Genomic DNA, 22645 nt, shown 5'->3' on the forward strand with positions numbered 1-22645 from the left:
TTGGAGGAGAAGCGGTGGAGGATAACAAAATTCCGAAGGTAATACATTATTGTTGGTTCGGGCTTGGTGAAAAACCTGAAATAGTAAAAAAGTGTATAGCTTCTTGGCATTCTGTTTTACAAGATTATAAAATCATGGAATGGAACGAAGATAACTTTGATGTGACATGTAACCCGTATGTGCAACAAGCATATGAGTGTGGGAAATTTGCTTTTGTAAGTGACTATGTGAGAGTTTATGCGTTGTATAAATACGGTGGAATTTATCTCGATACGGATGTGGAGGTATTCCAGTCATTAGATCAATTTCTGATACACGATTCCTTTTGGGGGTTTGAGCAAGCAAATTATATTGCGACAAGCACAATTGGTGCAGCAAAAGGAAATGTTCTTATCAAAAGATTTTTAGATTCATATAATAGTAAGATGTTCTTAAAAGAGGATGGAAGTCATAATGAACTTACTAATGTAGCTATCGTGAGTGACATCTTAAAAAAACAGGGGTTACGCTTGGATGGGACATACCAAGAAATAGACAAAATCGGTGTTTTTTATCCACAGACATTCTTTTCCCCGTATGATTACATAAATTGTCGTACATTTATGACAGAAAACACATATGCAATGCATCATTTCTATAAGAGCTGGCTACCTTTTACAGTTCGAATTAAGGGGAATATGAAGAAGGTGCTGGCAAAATGGATAGGCGGAGACAATATCGCTAAATTAAGGGAGCGATTGTAATGATCCTAAAAAAGGTATTTCGTACATTAAATAGTGAAATAAAAAATAGAGGATTATATTTTGCGGTATTAATGAATATATCATATGTTGTTGCAGCCATGCGGGGTACTTTTTTTAAGATCTTATATTTCCAAAATATAAGGTCTTCTATATTTTTCCTGCAATCAAATAGCAAACTGGAGGTGTTTAATAAAAAGGCTGGTATTACAATCGGGAAATTTGTGTTCATGAGAAAAAACGTTAGTATCCGTATTGATGGTCAAGGAGTGCTGGAAATAGGAGAAAAAACGTTCATTAATGATAATTGTAATATCAATTGCATTCATAAAGTTTCTATTGGTAAGTATACAAAAATAGCTCCGAATGTATCGATTAATGACCATGACCATAATTATAAAGCTTCTTCAACTGAACATTTACTGAAAGGTGAAGTGAAAATAGGTAATCATGTGTGGATTGGCTCTAATGTTGTGATTTTAAGAGATACAGTTATCGGTGATCACGCAGTAATAGCTGCAGGAAGTGTAGTAAAAGGCAATGTGCCACCTCATACATTATTTGTAAATAAACGGGAAAGTATATACATTGATTATGCTGAAAAGAGTAGCTAATAAGGGAGATGCGATGAAGAAAAGGATCCTAATTACCATGTATGATATGGAGATTGGCGGGGCTGAACGCAGTCTTATTAATATGTTAAACACATTTGATTATGACCAATACGAGGTTGATCTGTTTATTTGTCACCATGTTGGAGAATTTATGAAATTGATTCCGGCACAAGTGAATATATTGCCAGAAGTTAAGGCATACACAACATTTCGGAAGTCTATTAAGCAAAGTATTCAGGATGGTTATTTGATTATACCTGCTATTAGAGTAATAAGTAAGTTGATAGGTAATAAGATGGCACATAAATATGGATTTCATGAGGGATCAGGCTATATTGAAATGCAGCTGGTATCAAAATATGCGATGAGGGTTCTTCCATATTTTCAAAAAGAATACGATGTTGCAATTAGTTATGCTTGGCCCCATGATATTGTAGCAAGTAAAGTACAGGCGAAAAAGAAAATTGCTTGGATTCATACCGATTACAGCACTTTAGAAGTACAACGCGCTATTGACTTGGAAATGTGGTCAAAGTTTGATTGTATTGTTGCGGTTTCAGAAGAATGTAAAAATGCCTTTTTAACTGCGTACCCTGAGCTAATAGAACAGGTAATGGTGATAGAGAATATCACCTCTCCTCAATTTATAAAGGATATGTCCTGTGAGGACGTTGAGCTACCGCTTCAAAAGAATGGGGATTTTTATTTAGTATCTGTTGGGAGGCTTTCTCATGCTAAGGGATTTGATAACGCTATTCAAGCACTGAGATTGCTTCATAATAAAGGTTATACGAATATCAAATGGTATGTTGTTGGCTATGGTGGTGAAGAAAAAGCATTACGTCAATTGATTCATGGTACTAACTTAGAGAATTCTTTTGTTCTTCTTGGGAAGCAATTAAATCCATATCCATACATACAAGCATGTGATCTTTACGTCCAGCCATCTAGATATGAAGGAAAAGCTGTAACTGTGACGGAAGCTAAAATATTAGGCAAACCTATTCTCATTACAAATTACCCTACAGCTAACAGTCAGCTAGAGCATCAACTGGAAGGAATTATATGCCAAGGAAGTGTTGGAGCACTTGCTGAAGCAATTGAAGGTTTATATTTACAAAGTGAGTTACGTGAGAAGCTAAGTCGTTATGTAACGAGTAGAGATTACAGTAACAGCTATGAGTTAAATAAGCTGTATGACATGATGAATCGATCATCTTTGACACGCAGGGAGGTGCAATATGGCTAAAGTGAGTGTAATTATACCTGTCTATAATTCTGCTATATATTTGAATGAATGTATTGAATCCTTACTACAGCAAACCTTGTCTGAATGCGAATTTATATTTGTAAATGACGGTTCGCGGGATAATAGTAAGCAAATCATTGAAAGTTATCAAGCTATTGATAAGCGTATTATTTTACTGAATCAAGAAAATCAAGGTGTAAGTGTTGCGCGAAACAACGGAATGAATGTAGCTACTGGGGAATATATTGGGTTTGTTGATGCTGATGATTATGTAAAGAAGGATATGTTTGCAAAACTATACAGGCAGGCAAAGTATTGTGATTGTGATTCTGTTTTGTCGGACTTTGAGAGCAAAATAGAAGGTCGTACAGTCATTACAACGTACCCATTTCAACAGGAAAAATGTCTTGACGCGAGTGTTATAAAGAAGGAAATTCTCCCCTATTTATTGCAGTATGAAGATTTAAATCAAGTCTGGAATAAACTCTATAAACGTAATGTTATTGAAGAGTATAAAATATGTTTTCCAGTCGGAATTGATTTAGGTGAAGATGGAATGTTTAATCTTCGTTTCTTTAGTAAGGCTAAATCATTAATATATGTACAAAAGTCTTACTATTACTATCGTGAAGTACAAGGAAGTGCCACAAGGAATATTAGTCAAAAAGATTATTTTAAAAATGCTTTAGAAGTATATTTACATAATCATGATAATGTTATAGTAGGCGAGGATAAGAGAGTAGAGGAGTTAAAGGCTAATAAATTAATTAGGAGCGTAATATCTTATACACATATATACTTTACGCCAACAAAAGATATGAGTTTTTTGAGACGATATTCATACGTTTCAAAGATGATTAATAACGAAGAAGTTATAAAAGCACTTGTTATATATAAAAGACATGAGAGTAAACAATCCTCTAAATATGAGCAGTTATTGTTGCAAATGATACGAAAGAAACTTGTACTAGGTTTATATGTTCTTACAGCCTATAGTAGATATAGAAATAAATAGATCCGGAGGAAAAGTTATGAAAATTGTAATGTTCATGCACGGCGGAAGTGAAAATAGAGGTTGTGAAGCGATAGTGCGTTCATCAACGGATTTATTGAAAAAGGAAATTGAAGATGTAAAAGTACATCTAATATCAGATAAGCCAGAAACTGATAAATTGTTGAAGCAATTAGATGGCATCCATGATGGTGCTGCTCAGCCACTGCAAGAATATTCTGTGCCATGGTTTATTTCTTCATTCATGGTAAAATTATTTAAAGATGAGTCTTACGCGCTAAGCAAAATTCATGGGAAAGTTATTGAATCAATTAAAGACATGGATATCTGTCTATCAATTGGTGGAGATAATTATTGTTATGGAGAGCAACCTGGCTGGTATGAGGTGAATAAAAGGGCAAAATCTTTAGGGAAAAAGCTAGTTTTATGGGGTTGTTCTATCGGAGAAGAGGACATGTCTGAACACAAGTTAAAAGATTTAAAGAACTTTGATTTAATCTTAGCCAGAGAAACATTGACACGTGATATGCTCATTAATAAAGGTATTACTAATGTGCAACTTTGCGCGGATGTAGCTTTTACAATGGAAAAGGAAGAACTACCTTTACCCAATGGCTGGCAGGAAGGCAATACAATTGGTTTAAACTTTAGTCCTTTAGTATACAAAAAAAATCAAGGTTCTCAACAAGCGGTAAGAGAGTTGATGCAACACATTTTAGATACAACTGAGGCAACAATTGCGCTTACACCGCATGTAATACAAGAAGGTAATAATGATTATGAAGTACTGCAAGCATATTATCAGGAATTTAAGCATACCAACAGAGTCATTTTGTTACCGGATAACTTGAATGCCATTCAATATAAGGGTTATATCGCAAGAATGCGATTTTTTATTGGTGCCAGAACACATGCAACAATTGCTGCTTACTCAAACTATGTTCCAACGATGGTGCTTGGGTACAGTGTGAAGTCTAAAGGAATTGCCAAAGATATCTTTGGAGAAGAAAAGCTAGTTCTCAATATTGAACAAATCTCCAATGGTGCTCTGTTAAAAGCAAAGTTTGATGAGATGGTAAGGGAGGAAGAGGAGCTCACGCAAACACTTATGCAAAGTATCCCGCATATTAAAAAAATGTCGTATAAAGCGGTAGAGTATTTACAAGAGCTGGCGAACTAGATTGGGGATGAATATGAAGAAAAAAATATTGTTTGTTATCCCAAGTTTAACTGCTGGGGGCGGAGAGAAAAGTTTAGTAAACCTGTTGTCTCAAATTGATTTCAGTTTGTATGAGGTAGATTTGTTTCTGTTTCACCATGAAGGACTATTTGTTGATTTTGTACCAAAAGAAGTACGCATTATACCTTTACCCGAATCTTATAAAACATTTACTTTACCACTAATTTCATCGGTACGAAACTTTTTAAGTAAGGGAAATGTTTCATTGGCTTGGAAACGGGTGTTATTTTCTATGCAAAGTAGACTAGGGAAAAATGTTTCTGTTCGTGAGCAGTATAGCTGGAGGTACATGGCAGATGCGTTACCAACTTTAGAAGGGAAATATGATGCAGCCATTGGATTTCTTGAAAAAACAGCAACCTATTTTTGTATTGATAAGGTACAAGCCCATAAAACTATTGGCTGGGTCCATATCGATTATAATAAGTTAGGCATGGATGCTACTTTTGATAGACCTTATTTCCAGAAAGTAAATCATATTGTTACTGTATCTGAGGAATGTGCAAATATTTTAATCGACTGTTTTCCTGACGTTCAAGATAAAGTTCGCGTTATATATAATATCGTATCTCCTACAGTAATATGTAATATGGCGAAAAAAGATTTAGCTGATACGTACTTGTTTCAATCTGAGCAAATTAAAATTTTATCTATTGGTAGACTTCATTATCAAAAGGGATTGGAATTTGCAATAGAAGCATGCAAGATTCTAGTGGATAAGGGTTACAATGTACAGTGGAATATCATTGGTGAGGGAGAAGAAAGAGAGAAATTAACGTCTCTAATTGTAAATAAAGGGTTAGAAAATCATGTGAAACTTTTGGGACTAAAGGCCAATCCGTATCCGTATATACAACAAGCTGATATATATGCCCAAACGTCCCGCTTTGAAGGGAAATCTATCGCTATTGATGAGGCGAAAATTTTACAAAAGCCTATTCTTGTGACGAATTTTAGTACAGCAAAGGATCAAATTATGGATGGTCATAACGGTTTAATTGTAGACATGACTCCTCAGGCAATTGCGCAAGGGATAGAGAAATTAATGGATAAGACCCTTCGGCAGCAACTTGCATACAATTTAGCCAAGGAAAAGCTTGGTACGGAAGAAGAAATTCAAAAGCTGTACGATATTATCTAGTAGGTGACACAATGAAAAAAAATATATTGTTTGTAATGAACAATTTAGTTTGTGGAGGGGCTGAAAAAGCCCTTCTTTCTTTATTACAATGCTTTGACTATAACAAATACAATGTAGACTTGTTTTTATTTAAACATGATGGAATATTTCTTAAAAAGCTGCCAAGAGAAGTTCATTTGTTGCCAGAACCTGAACATTATCAGTATTTTGATATGCCGGTGAAGGATGCAGCAACATCATTATTGAAGAAGCGAAAGTTTGATATCTTGTTTTACCGTCTTATGTTAGGATATTTTTCAAAGAAAGAGCGCAATGGTGCGGTAGTTGAGCAAAAGCTATGGAAGTATCTCTCTAAAGCGGTTGGTACACCGTCTAAACAATATGATGTAGCAATCGGTTTTCAGGAGAAAAACCCAATATATTTTTGTGTAGATAATGTAACAGCTAAGAAGAAAATTGGTTGGATTCATACCGATTATAATAAGTTAGGAATTGATTTTAAAAGAGAAAGTTTTTATTTTCAAACCTTAGGTGATATAGTGACTGTATCAGAAGATTTAGTTCGGTTATTACAGCAAGCATTCCCGAATCAACATCAAAAATTCACTTATATTCATAATGTTGTATCTGTTGATATGATACGAAATATGGCTAAGGAGTGTATCAATCTACCTGCGACAAAAGGAACTACATTAGTTTCGGTAGGGAGACTTGCGAAAGAAAAGGGACTAGAACTTTCTTTACAGGCAGTAGATTTGCTAGTGAAGAAAGGGTATCACATCATCTGGTATGTTATTGGAGAAGGAAATATGAGGAGTTACTTAGAAAACGAGATTGCAATTCGAGATTTACATAATCATATTAAGCTATTGGGGCTACAAGAAAATCCATATCCTTATATCAAAGCTGCTGATATATATATCCAGACATCCAGATACGAGGGAAAATCTATTTCTATTGATGAAGCTAAGATTTTACAAAAGCCAATTGTTATTACAAATTTTGAAACTGCGAAAGATCACATTGATGACGGAAAGAATGGCTTAATTGCAGATATGAACGCACATGATGTAGCAGAGAAAATTGAACAGTTTATACAAGATCAAGAGATGAGAAAGTTAGTTATACATAACCTTAGTGAAGAACAACTGGGCACTGAAGCAGAAGTGCAAAAGTTATATGAAATCATAGAGAGATAAGTTATTGTAGGAAGGTGCGGTAAAAATGGTTTGGAGCATCATAAGTAGCATAGTACTCATTACTGTATGTATTATTTTTATAATAGACGTAGTATCAAAATTAAAGGATTGGTTCTCTCGTATTCATATTGGTCGGTATGAAAATACGAGTACTTGGGAGAAAAAAATGATAGAGCAAGGTAGCAAATGGCTTTTACGTACACCAAAGATCCCAGTGACAGATAATACGAGACTAATTGTTATTGATATGTTGAAGGGGAATTATACAAAGGCTGCGATCCAGCATTGGCAAGAAGCGGCGTTGTTGCTGGGCCTAGGAGAGTATGTGAAAACACATCAAGATGCTAAGCACAAATATATCATTGAAAGCTATCTTAACAAGACATTCACAACAGATGGAAATTGGGTGAAAGAGCCTGTCTATGTAGATGGTGCTATTCTGGCATATGCGGTAATGAAATTAGATTTTTTAGATACGAACAAGTATAAGAAAGCATTTGATGCTACCTGGGAGATGATTCAAAAGCATATAGGAGAAGACAATACAGTTGCCTATCGAACTTTTATGAAGGATTATCGATACGTAGATACGATTGGTTTTATTTGTCCGTTCTTAATAAGATACGGGTTGGCTTATAACAAACCAGAGTGTGTTGCTCTTGCAGTAAAGCAGATTCGAGAGTATAACTCTTTTGGTATGCATCCCAATTTGCATATTCCTTCTCATGCGTATCATATCAAAAACGAAGCGCCGCTTGGTTTGTACGGGTGGGGAAGAGGGTTGGGGTGGTATGCAATAGGGCTAGCAGATGCTTGGAAGGAATTACCGCATGACCATATGGATAAAGCAGAGCTCAAGACGTATGTAAGAGGGTTTGCTAAAGCTGCTCTTCGTTGGCAACAAACGCATGGGGGATGGAATTGGACCGTTACTAGGTCGGAATCTGTGACAGACTCTTCTGCAACTGCTACTTTAGCTTGGTTCCTTTTAGCAGCTTCAGAGCTGAAAGATATCTCGGTCGAGTGTTTACAAGGATATAATAAAGCTATTCATTATTTGATGTCCGTAACAAGAAAAAGTGGAGCGGTTGATTTTTCACAAGGAGATACAAAGGATATTGGGGTTTATTCTACGCTCTTTAGTATACTTCCTTTTGCACAGGGATTCTGTATAAGGGCAGTAAGTGCTATGGAAAACAATAAAAATTAATTACGTGTTGGTAATTTTAATATTTAAAATTTAATTGAATATTCTTTTGATTCTAATCAGTAGTTAATGGTTTTGTATTTATAGCGAATTAACAAAAGGGAGGTGCACTATATGCAAATTACAGTATTTACTCCAACTTATAATAGAGGATATATCATCGAAAACTTGTATAAATCATTACAAAAACAAACGTTTCGTGATTTTGAGTGGTTGGTGATTGATGATGGTTCAATCGATAATACAGAAGAATTGTTCAAGGAATGGAAAAACGAAAAGAATTTTTTTAAGATAAGATACTATAAAGTAGAAAACGGTGGAAAGCATCGAGCAATTAATAAGGCAATAGATTTAGCAAATGGAGATGTATTCTTTATAGTGGACTCAGATGATTATTTAATACCAACCGCACTCGAAAAAGTAGCAAGTTGGTTCCGTACTATTGAAAATCAAGTTGGCTTTTGCGGCGTTTCTGGGAATAGAGGCCGTACCGAGATAGATGTTATCGGTACTACTTTTAAAGGGGATTATATAGATGCAACTTCATTAGAACGAAATCAGTTTCATATTACGGGAGATAAAGCAGAAGTGTTTTATACTCATGTCTTAAAGAAATATAAGTTTCCTGAATATGAAGGAGAACGTTTTATTAGTGAAGCGACAGTATGGGAGAAAATGGCCTACGAAGGATATAAAATACGTTGGTTTAACGAAACGATTTACATATGTAATTATCTTGAGGATGGTTTAACACAAAACATGATTCAAACATTTGCGAAAAGCCCAAGAGGGACGGCACTGTATATGAAGCAACAAATAAAATTTCATAACTGTGGCTTGAAAGGAAAAATGGCATATTACAATCTATATTATAGCTTCGTTAAATCCCAATTAAATCTTAAGGAGGCCGCAGCACACATGGAAACATCTTTGTTTACTATGATAGCCAGTGTGATTTTGGCTGAGACAAAGAAAAGGTTAACCGGATGGCGTTTCTATGCGAATTAAACATTCTCTTATCAATATTTCGACTGGTCTTGTAAATCAAATTATTATCACTTCGTTAAGTTTTATCTCGAGAACTGTGTTTATTTACACTTTAGGAGTAGAATACTTAGGTATCAACGGCCTTTTAACTAATATATTAGCGATGCTTTCTCTTGCTGAAGCCGGCATTGGGGCGAGTATTATGTATAGTTTATATAAACCGGTAGCCGACAACAATCAAGAAAAGATTAGTGTGCTCATGCATCTTTATAAAAGAGCATATGTAGTAATCGCTTTGGTTGTGCTTTTACTTGGTTTAGCATTGTTACCTTTTCTCAATTATTTTATAAAAGATTCTAAGGTGGAACATGTACATGTAATTTATCTTATTTTCTTATTTAACACAGTAGCACCTTATTTTTATTTACACAAAAATTCATTTTTAAATGTTTGTCAGAAGGGATATATTGTTACAATAACGTATTCCGTCTCAGCAATTCTTTCTACAGGGATGAAAATTGGCATTTTACACTTTACAAAGAATTATATTTTATATTTAGCAATTGATAGCATCATCACTGTGGCTACAAGTATTATTCTAGCGAGGCTTGTCAACAAGCGATATCCTTTTTTAAAAAAGAAGGTTACAGGAACGCTAGATGAGGACACAAAAACAAATATTATTAAAAATATAAAAGCCATCGTGCTACAAAATGTAGGAAACTATTTAATTGTAGGCACAGACAATATTATTATTTCATCTTTTGTCAGCGTTGCAGCTGTAGGTTTGTATTCTAATTATTATATGCTAATTGAAATCTGTCGTAATTTTACTTATCAAATTTTTAATAACATGTATCATAGTATCGGTAATTTAGTTGCAAAAGAAAGTATCGAGAAAGTTTACAATATATATAATGTATATTTATTGTTAAACTTTTGGCTGTATTCTTTTTTTTCCATTTTATTATGTATCATTCTTGATCCGTTTATTACGTTATGGATTGGTTCCAAATTTTTGCTGAGTAAAGGTATAGTAATTGTATTAATGCTTTCGTTTTACGAAAGAGGGATGAGAAATGCTATCACAACAATAAAAACAACTGCTGGGGTGTTTTACGCCGATCGCTATGGACCTCTTATACAAGCTGTTATCAACCTAGCTGTGTCCATTATACTAGTAAAAGAAATAGGTTTAATAGGTGTCTTTATGGGGACGCTAATCAGTGCTTTAGTTGTACCATTTTGGTTAACACCTTATCTAGTTTACAAACATGTGTTTAGGATGTCCGTTACTTTGCATTTTATAAAATACACATTCTATGGCATTATTGGTAGTATTGCTTTTATATTGACCGGTTGGAGCAGTACCTTTATAGAGGTAGGTGGATGGGGGGGCCTGACTTTACGGATTATAGTTTGCATATGTATACCTAATACTTTATATTTTATAATCTTTCGAAATACCAAGGAATTTCAATATTTACAAGGAATCATAATAGGTATTTTAGGTACGACTTTAAAGAAAATAAAGAACAGAGGAATAGTAAAACCTGGAATGTAGATAGAAAATCTCTTAATAAAAGGCGCGCATAAGCCGCCTTTTATTAGTTTTGATATATGAATCTATACTATATATATTATTTTAATAAGATATATATAATTTACGTGAAGTTAAAGTATAAAACCCAAACTATTTTCTATTTATAATCATAATATATAGAAATAATAGAAGGGTGTGGTTATACAGAATGGCTAATCTTGAAGATTTGGGTAATGTCGATTTGATTACAAGTTCTCCAGTTAATGGAGATGTATTAACTTATGATAGTGCTAAAGCAAAATGGGTAGCAGAGAAGCCTTTTGTTTCAAATTTTGGTGGCTATCAGCCTTATATCATTGAACTTGATCGTTGGAATATTAAAAATAACGGCACACAGTCTGCTTCAACAACAAAAGGGATTAATGATGCAATTATATGGGCTAAGTTACAAGGATACACACATGTGAAGTTACAGGCAGGGACATACAGTATTAAATTAAACGATACAACATTTTCTGGCATTGTAATGCCAAGTAACATGCATTTTGAAATGGAAGAAGGTTGTATTTTACAGTTAGAGGCCAACTCAGCACCTAAATATCGTGTATTTGATGTAAAAGGAATTAAGCATGCAAAGATTTCTGGCGGGACTGTTATTGGTGATAAAAAGTCACATATATATGAACTTGGTGTAAAGTTTATGCGTGGTGGTGTAAATACAGATGGTACGTTGAATAACAATCCTAACTTCATTCGTAGCGAAGTCATTGATCGGTATGTATCCCCAGGAATTCTTCGTGCATTTCGATTGTGGTCTATTCCAGGAATTGCTTCTAAGAATTATAGTTTTTTTCAATACAAAGATATAATTGCGGCTACAACGCTTGTTGGAGCACGAACAAACGGACAATTTGCTCCTAGTGCCCCAACGGGAAGAGGCTGGTTTGCCCCTATTGAAGCAGCAAATAAAATGATTTTTACAATTGATATTACATCTTCTCCATTAACAGACGCACAAATTGCACAAATCAATGCGAAAGTAGATAGTGAAAATTACACACATGAATGGGGACAAGGTATCGAGATACTAGGATCAAGTTATATTGAGGTTGAAGGAGTCAATATCAGTAATTGTACAGGCGATGCAATCTCAACAGGATGGTTGGAATACAAATTAAATCCTGCAGAATACACGCAAGAGCAGATGGGGGCACATGTATATATTCATAATTGCGAGTTGCATCATTGCCGTCGTCAAGGGATATCACTATGTAGTGCTAATGATGTATATGTATTCAATAATAAGATTCATTCTATCGGTAAAGCTGATGATGGTGTTACTGTTGATGGGATTGCACCAATGTTTGGTATTGATATCGAATCAATGTGGTCAGAAAGTAATATTCCCACTTGGAGACCAGAATTGAATAGACAAGGATTTGAATTAAATACTAGAATTTACATTTATAATAATTATATATTTAATAATGCACGCGGACATTTTGTTAATGCAGATGGTATTCATGTTGTGATTGAAAACAACATATTTGAAGGTTCTAACGTAGGTGGCGTCAGCTCATATCAAAACAACTGGTATGTTAAGTATATTAATAACACATTTATAGGTTGTGAGTTTACGATAAAAGGTGATAATTTCGTAAACGGTGCAATTTGTAATAAAGCAAATATCAAAATGCAGGATGTACGTGGTGCTGTAGTTCAAAATTGCCAAATCCAAAATGGTGTATTTTATGGATCTAGTGTATATGGTTATTTCGGAACGCCTACAGTAAACGTGGCGACAAGCACCTTTAGCTATAGCACACCGCATGGGATGGGAAATGGAGCAAAAATTTGTTTCGAACAGTGGATTGGTAAGGTACCTGCAGGGATTAGTGTGGATAAACTTTATTATACAGTCAACATAACATCTACAAGCTTTCAGGTTTCTGAGACGCTCGGAGGTACACCAGTGAGCATTAGTGATGCTGGTCAAGCGGGATTTAATATTAGCCGTTTTGATTATGGTCGTTGCTATATCTCAGATGTTACTGTGGAAAGAGATTGGAGAAATGATAACGCAGTAGCCGTCGGATTTGGTTTGTTGTTAACGGGTGGGGTTATTAGAAACATTAACGTCAAAAACTACGATATAGATATTAAGCCCCCTGCGAATTATGCAGGACGGCCAATAACAGTAGAAGGTCTTACTGTTATGGAAGGTGCTGCGAATATAGAATGCAGTAATATAAGCGATTGTAAGTTTATAAGAGCTAAATCGAGTCGAATGGGTGGAGATATCGCACTAGGCTCTACAAGTCCACAATACACTAGACGTGTTCAAGTACAAGGTGCCTTGTTTCAAAACGTTGGTGTCAACTTTGAAGGAAATGTTGTCACTACTAACAGCACATTTTTAAATGCTAATATTGGTAAAAGTGATACTGCTGCAGTTGCAATTATTGCACAGTGTTACTTAGAAAGTACTAGAATCAACTTACGTTGGCTGACAAAAGAAAAAACGGTAACTTTTGCGAATTGTGTTTTCAATAATATTACTTCCAATGTTAGCGCGAGTACAAGATTCATTGCCAATACCACATTATAAACAGAAAACCGTCACATTTGTGACGGTTTTCTGTTTATAATGTTTTGTATAAGTATATAGGAATGATCAGATATTGTTAAGGGGGGAGATAGAAGAATCGGGAAATTATAAGCTATGCGTAGAAAGAAATGTAGAAAAGCTGCTATACCTATTAGGTAAAACGCAACAGAAAGGTACTTTTTTTGTACTCGAATGGATAGTAAAGCAACTTCCTTTACTCATTAAGCGTATTCATGAACATGGGTATGAAATTGCGTCTCATGGTTATGCGCATGAGCTGGTTTATCTTCAAAAGCCTCATATATTTCAGTAAGATGTTAGAAAAACAAAGATAGTGCTGGAAGACTTGATTGGCGAACGGATATTAGGTTACCGGGCTCCATGTTTTTCAAATACACCATGGGCTATTGATATTTTACAGCAAGAAGGATACATGTATGATTCAAGTATTGTACTTAATACATGGAGACAAACATATTAACCAGAAACGCATATAATAAGCAATAATCATTTTATAGAGATACGGAATCAATTCTATGAATTTATGTTACCCTTTAGAAGGATAGGTCCCTATACTATTCCTTTAGGTGGTGGGGGATATTTTCGATTATATCCGTATTTTATATACAAGCGAATGCTTTGTCATATTAGTCAAACACCTTTTGTCTTTTACATCCATCCGTATGAATTAGATGTGAGTCAGCCACATTATTGGAGAACAAATGTTATGGAGAATGTAAGAATGTACTATGGTGTGCGTAGTACCTATCAAAAGTAGAACATCTTCTCTCTGCATTTCCGTTTACTACTATGATGCATTGTCACAAAAAAGTAGGAAAGTTCAATAACTTCCAAAGTTTTCGTTACGACTATGAAGGAGATATTAATGAGCTTATATCAATATATTTTAACCAATCATACATTATTGAGGGGTGTAACATACTATTAAATAGGTGTACATTATCAGTCTTTAAGCGTACCGTCATCAGAAACAGCGAAAACATTACAAATTTTGAGAATATTATCATCAGATATGGTTGTTCTTCATAGAGAATTAGGGTATGCTTGCTATGAGCACTATCGACAATGTTACGAAGAAAACGTATTTGATCAACTGCTTATAAAAGAAGGAATAGGTAAACGGCGAATATTAGATCTTTGTTGTGGTTCGGTGCTACCATTCATAACTTAACCTCTTTAGGAACGGAAACAATTTACTCTATAGATAAGAACCAAGATTATATAGAGTTTGTTCGCAGTAATTATCCTCATGTTATAACGTATTGTATGGATGCCCATATTTTACCTTTAGATAGTAATGCAGTTGATTATGTTATATGTCGTGTTGCGTTACAATATCTACATATAAAACAAGTTTTAAAAGAGATTTATCGTGCTTTAGATAAAGGTGGTAAGTTTTTTTGGAGTTGTTCATGGCTCAAGATATATATTAGATTATCTGTTTAATAGAAAAATTTTGTTTCACTCACAAACATGGTACGCTTTATTACCAGGAAAAAAGCAACCTATTCAACAAGGTTCATTCTTAATAGAGAATAATATTGTGAAGATAATGAAAGAAATTGGTTTTTTAAAGGTTAGCATATGTAAGGATACACAGCAGTGTATGGTTGGTATTTTCCCAGTATATTTTGCTGTTATAGCAGAGAAATAAGAACAAGAGAAGGTGTATATATATGAAAAGATGTCTAGACATCACCGTTGCAATTATTGGCTTGTTGCTAGGTTCTATTGTCATTGGCGTTGTTGCCTTACTCGTTCGAACAAAGTTAGGTTCCCCAATTATATTTAAACAAGAGCGACCTGGCCTGCACGGTAAACCATTCTATGTTTACAAGTTTCGGACCATGACAGATAAACGAGACAGTGCAGGAAACCTGCTTCCTGATGCTGTAAGGTTAACTTCATTCGGCCAATTCCTCAGGAAATATAGTTTAGATGAACTGCCACAACTCTACAACGTTTTAAAGGGTGACATTAGCTTAGTAGGACCACGACCTTTATTAATGGAGTATATGGAACTTTACACAGACAGGCAAGCTCATCGCCATGACGTTCGTCCTGGTATTACAGGGTGGGCACAAGTGAATGGAAGAAATGCGATATCATGGGAAGAAAAATTCGAACTTGATGTTTGGTATGTCGAGAATCAATCTATCTGGCTAGATCTTAAAATTTTATTTCTTACAGCGAAAAAGGTTGTAAGATCAGAAGGTATTAGCCAGGTTGGACATGTAACAACAGAACGCTTTACAGGAACGAAGGGAATGTGAGAGAGAGATGAAATTGGTACTAATTGGGGCTGGGGGGCATAGCAAGGTAATTCGAGATGTTGCACATAATGCAGAGCATACGATTGTTGCTTGCCTAGATGATCGTTACAAAGATTTATACTTTACAAGCGGTATGTACTTTGGACCAATTGCAGCTGTTCAAGCAGTACTATTGGTTCATCCAGACGCAAAGCTAGTTATTGCAATTGGAGATAATGGAATGAGAAAAACAATTATGCAAAAGTTAATGCTACCAAGCAGTTCGTACGCAACTATTGTGCATCAAAAAGCTGTAATCAGTCCAAGTGCAAAGATTGGACATGGTACAGTTATTATGCCGGGTGCTGTTATTAATGCGGATGCAGTGGTAGGTGAACATACCATTATTAATACAAGGGTTGTCATTGAACATGACAACGTTGTTGAAGATTTTGCTCATATTTCTCCCGGAGCAGTGCTCGCAGGTGGTGTATGTATTAAACAGGGCGTACATATTGGTGCTAACGCAACGGTTTTACCAAATGTGTTGGTAGGAGAATGGACAACGATTGGTGCTGGCGCTGTTGTAGTGACCAACATGCCTTCTTATGTAATTGCAGTAGGTGTGCCGGCCACTGTTATAAAAACGAAAATGGTTGGGGGTATCTAAAAATGTTGAAAGAAGAAACAAAAAGAATATATCTATCTGCCCCTCACATGAGCGGAAATGAGCAAAAGTATATTCAAGAAGCATTTGAAACCAATTGGATTGCCCCACTTGGGCCAAATGTTGATAAGTTTGAAAAAGCAATTGCCGAAACGGTGGGAGTAAATGGTGCGGCTGCAGTGAGTTCTGGAACAGCAGCAATCCATTTGGCGTTGCAGCTACTAGGTGTTCAGCAAGGAGACACTGTCTTTTGTTCCACACTTACCTTTGTTGCCAGTGCAAATCCCATTCTATATATGAATGCGGAACCGGTGTTTATTGATTCAGAACCTGATACATGGAATATGTCGCCCAAGGCGCTTTCTCGTGCCTTGCAAGAAGCTAAGGGAAATGGAAAGACGCCTAAGGCTGTCATTGTTGTGAACTTATATGGACAGAGTGCAAAAATGGATGAAATTATGCAGCTATGTAATCAATATGGTGTGCCAGTCATTGAAGATGCCGCAGAGTCATTGGGTTCCTATTATAAGGGAAAGGCGAGCGGTACATTTGGAGCATTTGGTGTCTATTCCTTCAATGGCAATAAGATTATTACGACTTCCGGCGGTGGTATGTTGATCTCCAGTAATAGAGAAGCTATTGAGAAAGCTCGGTTTTTAGCTACACAAGCCAGGGACGAAGCAGTGCACTATCAACATAGTCAAATAGGCTACAATTATCGTATGAGTAACATTCTCGCCGGAATTGGAAGAGCGCAGCTAGAGGTACTGGATGAACGGGTTGAGAAAAAACGTGCTATTTTTGACATGTATCAATCTGCGTTAGCCCATATCAAAGGCGTTGCATTTATGCCGGAACTAGAAGAAACCTACTCCAATCGATGGCTCACAGTAATGACGGTTGAGAAAGAACAAACAGGGGTCTTAGCTTCTGAAATCATTGTATATTTGAATAGAGAGAATATAGAAGCGCGTCCTGTATGGAAGCCTCTGCATATGCAGCCGTTATTTCAAGGATGTACATATTACAAACATGAAGAAAATAGAAGTGTTTCTGAAACTTTGTTTCATTCAGGGATTTGTTTACCATCTGGAACCGGTATGTCATATGAGGAGCAGCAGCGAGTGATTGCATGTCTGTTACATGTGCTTGCGATTCCTGTTTGATAACTGTGCTTGATTGAGATTGCGGCACTTCATGCGAACAAACATTGTTTCTTTAATAGGGGAGTCGTTGCAATCTCGATATAAAGCAAAATAATAGGTGTACATATATGTATGATAATAGTTCAACAGTTTTTTTCATTAAGAAACCCTCTCTTTCCATAGTGCAAAGAAAGAACATCACTAATCACCTATATTAAGATATTCTTTTGCCTTCTAATGAACATATGTGTGTTCTGTCTGTTTATAGGATAGCATTCATCTAGTAAAACCTCATTGTAATAAGATAATAGCTAATAGTGTTAATTAATAGGGAAGAACAAAATGAAAATGAAGGGTAGGATTAGGTAACGTCATGATTGGAAAAAACATTAGAAGACTGCGTGAGCAAAAAGGATTAACTCTTTCAGATTTGGCTGAGCAAGCAGGCGTTTCCAAATCTTATTTAAGCGGAATGGAGAGGGATTTAAAACAAAATCCTTCTATACATATTATTGAGAAGATATGCGATGTACTTGACGTAACATTAGAAACGATATTAGAAACAAAAAGTATGTACGGAAATGCCCAGCAACTTGAAAATGAGTGGTTAGAGTTAATCGAAGAATTGCGTGAAATATCGGTGGATAAAGAACAATTACTTGAATACAAAACATTAATGAGGTATATCAAATGGAAAGCAGAAAAGAATATAGACAAAGTTCACTCTTAGAAAAATCCTATGACATATGTTTACTAGTTAGCAAAAGACCATTATACTTGAAAGCGCAAACAATAAATGATATGGATTAGAATACACTACTATGATTTTTAGATTGTTGCCCTTTTTTGTCATTATCTATCAATACATAGTATCTATGTATTGATATCAAAAACATTTTATATTTCTAGTATACGGATAATTGACAAGTAATTCGCAAGATGATAATCTTTAAATATGTTCTCTATAAAGAACTTTTATATTCTTTTTAGTGTAATGAATCTGTTTAAATACGAGCAGCTATGCTTGTCGATTAGATACTAGAGATGTCGCGACGGTGTTAAATTTATTGTATATCAGGAGGGTAACATGAGTGCGATAGCGGGCATATATCAAACTACAAATGAACCAGTCGCTATAGATAACTGTAAGAGGATGATGAGTAGTCTTCAATGTTACCCTGCTGATCAAGTAGACGTTTGGGTGCAAAATCATATATTTTTAGGGTGCCATGCGCAGTGGATTACACCTGAATCAAGAGGAGAGCGTTTGCCGTATTATGATTATAGGCGCAAGCTAGCTATTACTGCTGATGCTATTATTGATAATAGACAAGAATTATTTGATCGAATAGGTGTATCTTACGAACGTAGGAAATTGATGTCTGACAGTGAATTAATTTTATTGGCGTACGAAAAGTGGGGTGAAGAATTACCCGCTTATTTAATAGGTGACTTTGCGTTTATGATTTGGAATGAAAAAACGCAAGAGTTGTTTGGAGCAAGAGATTTCTCAGGAGGACGAACATTATATTTTCATCATGACGAAAAACGATTTTCGTTTTGTACCGTCATTGAGCCGTTATTCAGTTTACCTTACATAGAAAAAAAACTAAATGAACAATGGCTCGCTGAATTTTTAGCAATCGTAGGAATGGTAGATGTAGCAGACTCGTTTATTACACCGTATCTTGGAATTCAACAAGTACCACCTTCACATAGCATAAAAGTTAAAAATGGAAAAGTTTCATTCTCTAGGTATTGTACGTTAGAGCGGAACACATCTATTAAATTTAAATCAAATGAAGAATACATAGAAGCATTTAGAGACATATTCCAAGAAGCTGTAAATTCACGAATGCGCACATATAAAGAAGTAAGTGCACAGTTGAGCGGAGGATTGGATTCCGGATCCATTGTTGGATTCGCAGCCAAAGGGTTGCGTGCTCAAAATAAACAGCTACATGCCTTCAGCTATATACCAACAAGTGATTTTCCTGATTTTACACCACATTATTTAATGCCAAACGAACAGGAATACATGAAGGAAACCGTTCAATTTGTGGGTAATATAAAAGATCATTATTTAGACTTTAAGGGAAGAGATTCGTATACCGAAATTGATGCTTTTTTGACTGCGATGGAAATGCCGTATAAGTTCTTTGAGAACTCTTTTTGGATGAAAGGAATGTTTGAACAGGCTAGTATTCATGGTGCAGGTGTATTACTAAATGGTGGTCGAGGCAATCTATCTATATCTTGGGGGTCCGCTACCGATTACTATGCGTTACTTTTAAAGAGATTAAGGTGGCTAAGGTTATATCGAGAGTTAGACCAATACAGTAAGCGTACAGGGGGGATGCGGTTACGAAGAATACCTTACATTGCTCGCCAAGCTTTTCCTGTTCTTGAAAGACACAATGCAGTAGAGGCTGCACAACCTGGTTTAATTCACCCTGAATTCGCCCATCGTACCCGTGTTTATGAGAAGTTGCAAGGATACGGTATGAATTCTTCAGGATGGTTTTCCATGTCAGATCCATTTGAACAGAGAAATTCGCATTTTAAAGAATTGTTTCATTGGAATGCAAGTAACACGATCTCTACTAAACTTTCATTACAATTCGGAGTGTGGAAACGTGATCCGAGTAATGATCTTCGTGTCATACGCTTCTGCCTATCAATTCCAGAAGAGCAATATGTGCAGGATGGATTAGATCGAGCTCTTATTCGTAGAGCGGCAGAAGATATTCTTCCTGATAAAGTACGACTGAATCAACATATATACGGTGTACAGGGAGCTGACTGGGTGTATCGTATGACACCCCATTGGGAGAGATTTATGGATGAGGTAAGAGAAATGAAAAAAGATATAGATCTTTTAGCATTTGTCAATCCAGAAGCACTTCGGTTGGGCTTAGATATTGCAAAACAGGGACCAAAGGCTGAACATGCGATTGACTTTAACCATAAAAATCTGATGCGCAGTGTAATTACTTATCGATTTCTGAAACAGTTTTCTTGAAAGGGGGTGAGAATATGAAAAAGGTATGGCAACAACCTACACTAGAAGTTTTAGATGTAAACATGACAATGGCTTCTACAGTTTACGGTCCGTATACAGATGAGGCTTATGTACCAGGCAAACCCGTTGATCCAAACAATCCAGGTACATGGAAAAGGTTTACAAGCTGATAGTATGGTACATAGAAAGACTATTGTGCCAGACTGAGTTTGGTCAATTACATTTATTGTAGAATGCGTGTCAAAAACCCTTATGCTGTGAATACTGTATAGGGGTTTTTTCTTAAAGATAGTATTGGAGTGAAGGTTCATGATTACAGCTCAACAAACTTTTTCATATAAAGCATTTGGTTTTGTTATTACAAGTGAAATCGCTTTACCAGAACTAGTAACAGCAAATTCTGCTACCCCTGATATTAGTGTTATAATTGAAGATAGTAAGGTAGATTCAATGCTAATTGAAACACCCTATTATCACTTTGTAGAGCATAATACAGTAAGGTTTTACATCCCTGATGTAGGGAGTTTTCTTGTAGCTGCAGGACAGAAGATTATGATTTCCCCTGTTGAAGATGCTGACGAAGGGTTATTGCGTTTATATGTGTTAGGGACATGCATGGGAGCTATCTTAATGCAAAGACGCATATTACCACTTCATGGTAGCGCAGTTGTAATAGAGGGGAAGGCTTACGCTTTTATTGGCGAGTCTGGTGCCGGAAAATCGACGCTTGCCTCTACTTTATTACAGCGAGGATACCAACTTTTAAGTGACGATGTTATCGCTATATCTCTATTAGGAAATGTGCCGTTCGTCACACCTTCATATCCACAACAAAAATTATGGCAAGATAGCTTGCGAAGCTTGAAAATGGATTCTAAGCAATACACATCCATATATGGTCGAGAAGATAAGTATAGTGTACCAGTTTCTTCATATGTTCTAGATCAAGTACCTTTAGCAGGGATTTTTGAATTAGATAAAATAGATAATGAAGAGATACATTTTCGTGCAATGAATACGCTTGAAGGCCTACAGCTTTTATCTAGTCATACGTATCGAAACTTTTTGCTTCCGCGTTTAGGGCTGATGGAATGGCATTTTCAAATGTCTGCGAGTATCGTTAATAAAATTGATGTGTATCAGCTGCATCGCCCAACCTCCCGATTTTGCGCAGAAGAACTTGTAGCTATTATTATAAATGCAGTAAAAAAGGAGTATGAAGAAGTATGAATCAAACATTGAATATACAGCAAACAGTTGTCCAAGTACAAGGAAATTTAGTAAGTGATATGGGCGGAGAAAAAGTGATGCTCAGCATTGAGAACGGTAAATACTATAATTTGGGGGAAATGGGCGGTGTGATATGGGATTTGCTTGTAGAACCTATTTGTATTGCTGAACTCGTTGAAAAATTAGTAAGAGAATACGATGTTGAACGAAATATTTGTGAAGCACATGTAATCTCATTTCTATCTATGTTAGAGCAAGAGAATTTAGTTAAACTTGTAGGGTAGTAGGTTGTGAGTGTTATGAATTTTTATAAGAAGCTAAAGACGCTTTGTTCACTACATCCTAAAACATGTTTATTATTAGGAGAGGCATTTGTTTATCTGGCTTGGGCGCGCATTTTAAAAGCGCTACCGTTTGCAAAAGTAGTGCCATTACTAGGCGAACAAATGAATGAAACATCAACGGATGCCAGTCATACGAACTTGATTATACTGCAAGATATTTCAGATGCCGTACATGCTATGAGTTTGCATACATATTGGGAAAGTATGTGCCTAGTTAGGGCCATCGCGGCAATGAAAATGCTAGAAAGGCGGGGGATTGAGAGTACCTTGTATTTAGGAACGGCGCGAGATGAGAATGGGCAGATGATTGCACATGCCTGGTTGCGAAGTGGGCCGTTTTATATAACCGGAGCAGAGGAAATGCATCGATTTAGTGTAGTAGGGAAATTTGCCCGCAAACTGGGCTAAGTATAAAGGGAGATTA

The 22645-nt window shown here is 35.9% G+C and carries 23 protein-coding genes; all 23 read left to right on the plus strand.

The genetic code is table 11. The features are described 5' to 3' along the window. The first annotated feature begins 14 nt into the window (after window positions 1–14). The 23 genes from MUG87_RS00670 to MUG87_RS00765 all read left to right on the plus strand — a co-directional run bounded on the left by MUG87_RS00670 (window position 15) and on the right by MUG87_RS00765 (window position 22629). On the plus strand, window positions 15–743 hold the full coding sequence (locus tag MUG87_RS00670; RefSeq protein WP_247084594.1) for a glycosyltransferase family 32 protein: 729 nt from the start codon (window positions 15–17) through the stop codon (window positions 741–743). After that, the gene (locus tag MUG87_RS00675; RefSeq protein WP_247084596.1) at window positions 743–1354 is read left to right on the plus strand and encodes an acyltransferase; all 612 of its coding nucleotides are present in this window, start codon (window positions 743–745) and stop codon (window positions 1352–1354) included. Before MUG87_RS00670 ends, MUG87_RS00675 begins: the two co-directional genes overlap by 1 nt. Before the next feature lie 13 nt (window positions 1355–1367). Beyond that, entirely contained in the window at window positions 1368–2603 is a 1236-nt protein-coding gene (locus MUG87_RS00680) for a glycosyltransferase (RefSeq protein WP_247084598.1), read from the plus strand. Further along, window positions 2596–3618 (plus strand): glycosyltransferase family 2 protein, encoded by a 1023-nt coding sequence (locus MUG87_RS00685; protein ID WP_247084600.1) that lies wholly within the window; start codon window positions 2596–2598, stop codon window positions 3616–3618. Before MUG87_RS00680 ends, MUG87_RS00685 begins: the two co-directional genes overlap by 8 nt. A 16-nt stretch (window positions 3619–3634) precedes the next feature. Next, complete coding sequence (locus MUG87_RS00690; protein WP_247084602.1) at window positions 3635–4795, plus strand: polysaccharide pyruvyl transferase family protein; 1161 nt, start codon at window positions 3635–3637, stop codon at window positions 4793–4795. A 13-nt stretch (window positions 4796–4808) separates the two neighbouring features. Continuing rightward, complete coding sequence (locus tag MUG87_RS00695; RefSeq protein WP_247084604.1) at window positions 4809–5996, plus strand: glycosyltransferase; 1188 nt, start codon at window positions 4809–4811, stop codon at window positions 5994–5996. Between the two features lie 11 nt (window positions 5997–6007). Beyond that, complete coding sequence (locus tag MUG87_RS00700; RefSeq protein ID WP_247084606.1) at window positions 6008–7195, plus strand: glycosyltransferase; 1188 nt, start codon at window positions 6008–6010, stop codon at window positions 7193–7195. Between the two features lie 25 nt (window positions 7196–7220). Further along, window positions 7221–8405: a glycoside hydrolase family 88 protein gene (locus MUG87_RS00705; protein ID WP_247084608.1), complete on the plus strand. Its 1185-nt coding sequence runs from the start codon at window positions 7221–7223 to the stop codon at window positions 8403–8405. Between the two features lie 111 nt (window positions 8406–8516). Further along, complete coding sequence (locus tag MUG87_RS00710; RefSeq protein WP_247084609.1) at window positions 8517–9410, plus strand: glycosyltransferase family 2 protein; 894 nt, start codon at window positions 8517–8519, stop codon at window positions 9408–9410. After that, the gene (locus MUG87_RS00715; protein WP_247084611.1) at window positions 9400–10953 is read left to right on the plus strand and encodes a lipopolysaccharide biosynthesis protein; all 1554 of its coding nucleotides are present in this window, start codon (window positions 9400–9402) and stop codon (window positions 10951–10953) included. Before MUG87_RS00710 ends, MUG87_RS00715 begins: the two co-directional genes overlap by 11 nt. Before the next feature lie 187 nt (window positions 10954–11140). Beyond that, entirely contained in the window at window positions 11141–13540 is a 2400-nt protein-coding gene (locus MUG87_RS00720) for a right-handed parallel beta-helix repeat-containing protein (protein WP_247084613.1), read from the plus strand. A gap of 73 nt (window positions 13541–13613) precedes the next feature. Further along, window positions 13614–13853 carry a polysaccharide deacetylase family protein gene (locus tag MUG87_RS19640; protein WP_368042551.1) on the plus strand — a complete coding sequence of 80 codons (240 nt, stop codon included), beginning with the start codon at window positions 13614–13616 and terminating at the stop codon, window positions 13851–13853. A 207-nt stretch (window positions 13854–14060) separates the two neighbouring features. After that, a complete protein-coding gene (locus MUG87_RS19645) occupies window positions 14061–14318 on the plus strand; it encodes a DUF3473 domain-containing protein (RefSeq protein ID WP_368042578.1) in 258 nt (85 codons plus the stop codon). A gap of 383 nt (window positions 14319–14701) precedes the next feature. Further along, complete coding sequence (locus MUG87_RS19650; RefSeq protein WP_368042579.1) at window positions 14702–15007, plus strand: class I SAM-dependent methyltransferase; 306 nt, start codon at window positions 14702–14704, stop codon at window positions 15005–15007. Between the two features lie 230 nt (window positions 15008–15237). Next, window positions 15238–15834, plus strand: a complete 597-nt coding sequence (locus MUG87_RS00725; RefSeq protein ID WP_247084615.1) for a sugar transferase — start codon at window positions 15238–15240, stop codon at window positions 15832–15834. 7 nt (window positions 15835–15841) lie between these two features. Next, window positions 15842–16483, plus strand: coding sequence for an acetyltransferase (locus MUG87_RS00730; protein ID WP_247084617.1), 642 nt, complete (start codon window positions 15842–15844; stop codon window positions 16481–16483). 2 nt (window positions 16484–16485) lie between these two features. Further along, a complete protein-coding gene (locus MUG87_RS00735; protein WP_247084619.1) occupies window positions 16486–17646 on the plus strand; it encodes an aminotransferase class I/II-fold pyridoxal phosphate-dependent enzyme in 1161 nt (386 codons plus the stop codon). 352 nt (window positions 17647–17998) lie between these two features. Then, window positions 17999–18355, plus strand: a complete 357-nt coding sequence (locus MUG87_RS00740) for a helix-turn-helix domain-containing protein (RefSeq protein ID WP_247084621.1) — start codon at window positions 17999–18001, stop codon at window positions 18353–18355. Between the two features lie 357 nt (window positions 18356–18712). Continuing rightward, entirely contained in the window at window positions 18713–20647 is a 1935-nt protein-coding gene (locus MUG87_RS00745) for an asparagine synthase-related protein (RefSeq protein WP_247084623.1), read from the plus strand. A gap of 14 nt (window positions 20648–20661) precedes the next feature. Beyond that, a complete protein-coding gene (locus tag MUG87_RS00750; RefSeq protein ID WP_247084625.1) occupies window positions 20662–20817 on the plus strand; it encodes a paeninodin family lasso peptide in 156 nt (51 codons plus the stop codon). Between the two features lie 139 nt (window positions 20818–20956). After that, window positions 20957–21877 carry a phosphoenolpyruvate carboxykinase (ATP) gene (locus tag MUG87_RS00755; RefSeq protein ID WP_247084627.1) on the plus strand — a complete coding sequence of 307 codons (921 nt, stop codon included), beginning with the start codon at window positions 20957–20959 and terminating at the stop codon, window positions 21875–21877. Continuing rightward, window positions 21874–22161, plus strand: coding sequence for a lasso peptide biosynthesis PqqD family chaperone (locus MUG87_RS00760; protein WP_247084629.1), 288 nt, complete (start codon window positions 21874–21876; stop codon window positions 22159–22161). The genes MUG87_RS00755 and MUG87_RS00760 overlap by 4 nt, the downstream gene beginning before the upstream one ends. A 15-nt stretch (window positions 22162–22176) precedes the next feature. Then, on the plus strand, window positions 22177–22629 hold the full coding sequence (locus MUG87_RS00765; protein WP_247084631.1) for a lasso peptide biosynthesis B2 protein: 453 nt from the start codon (window positions 22177–22179) through the stop codon (window positions 22627–22629). The last annotated feature ends 16 nt before the right edge of the window (window positions 22630–22645 follow it).

The organism is Ectobacillus sp. JY-23 (assembly GCF_023022965.1).
GTDB lineage: Bacteria > Bacillota > Bacilli > Bacillales > Bacillaceae_G > Ectobacillus.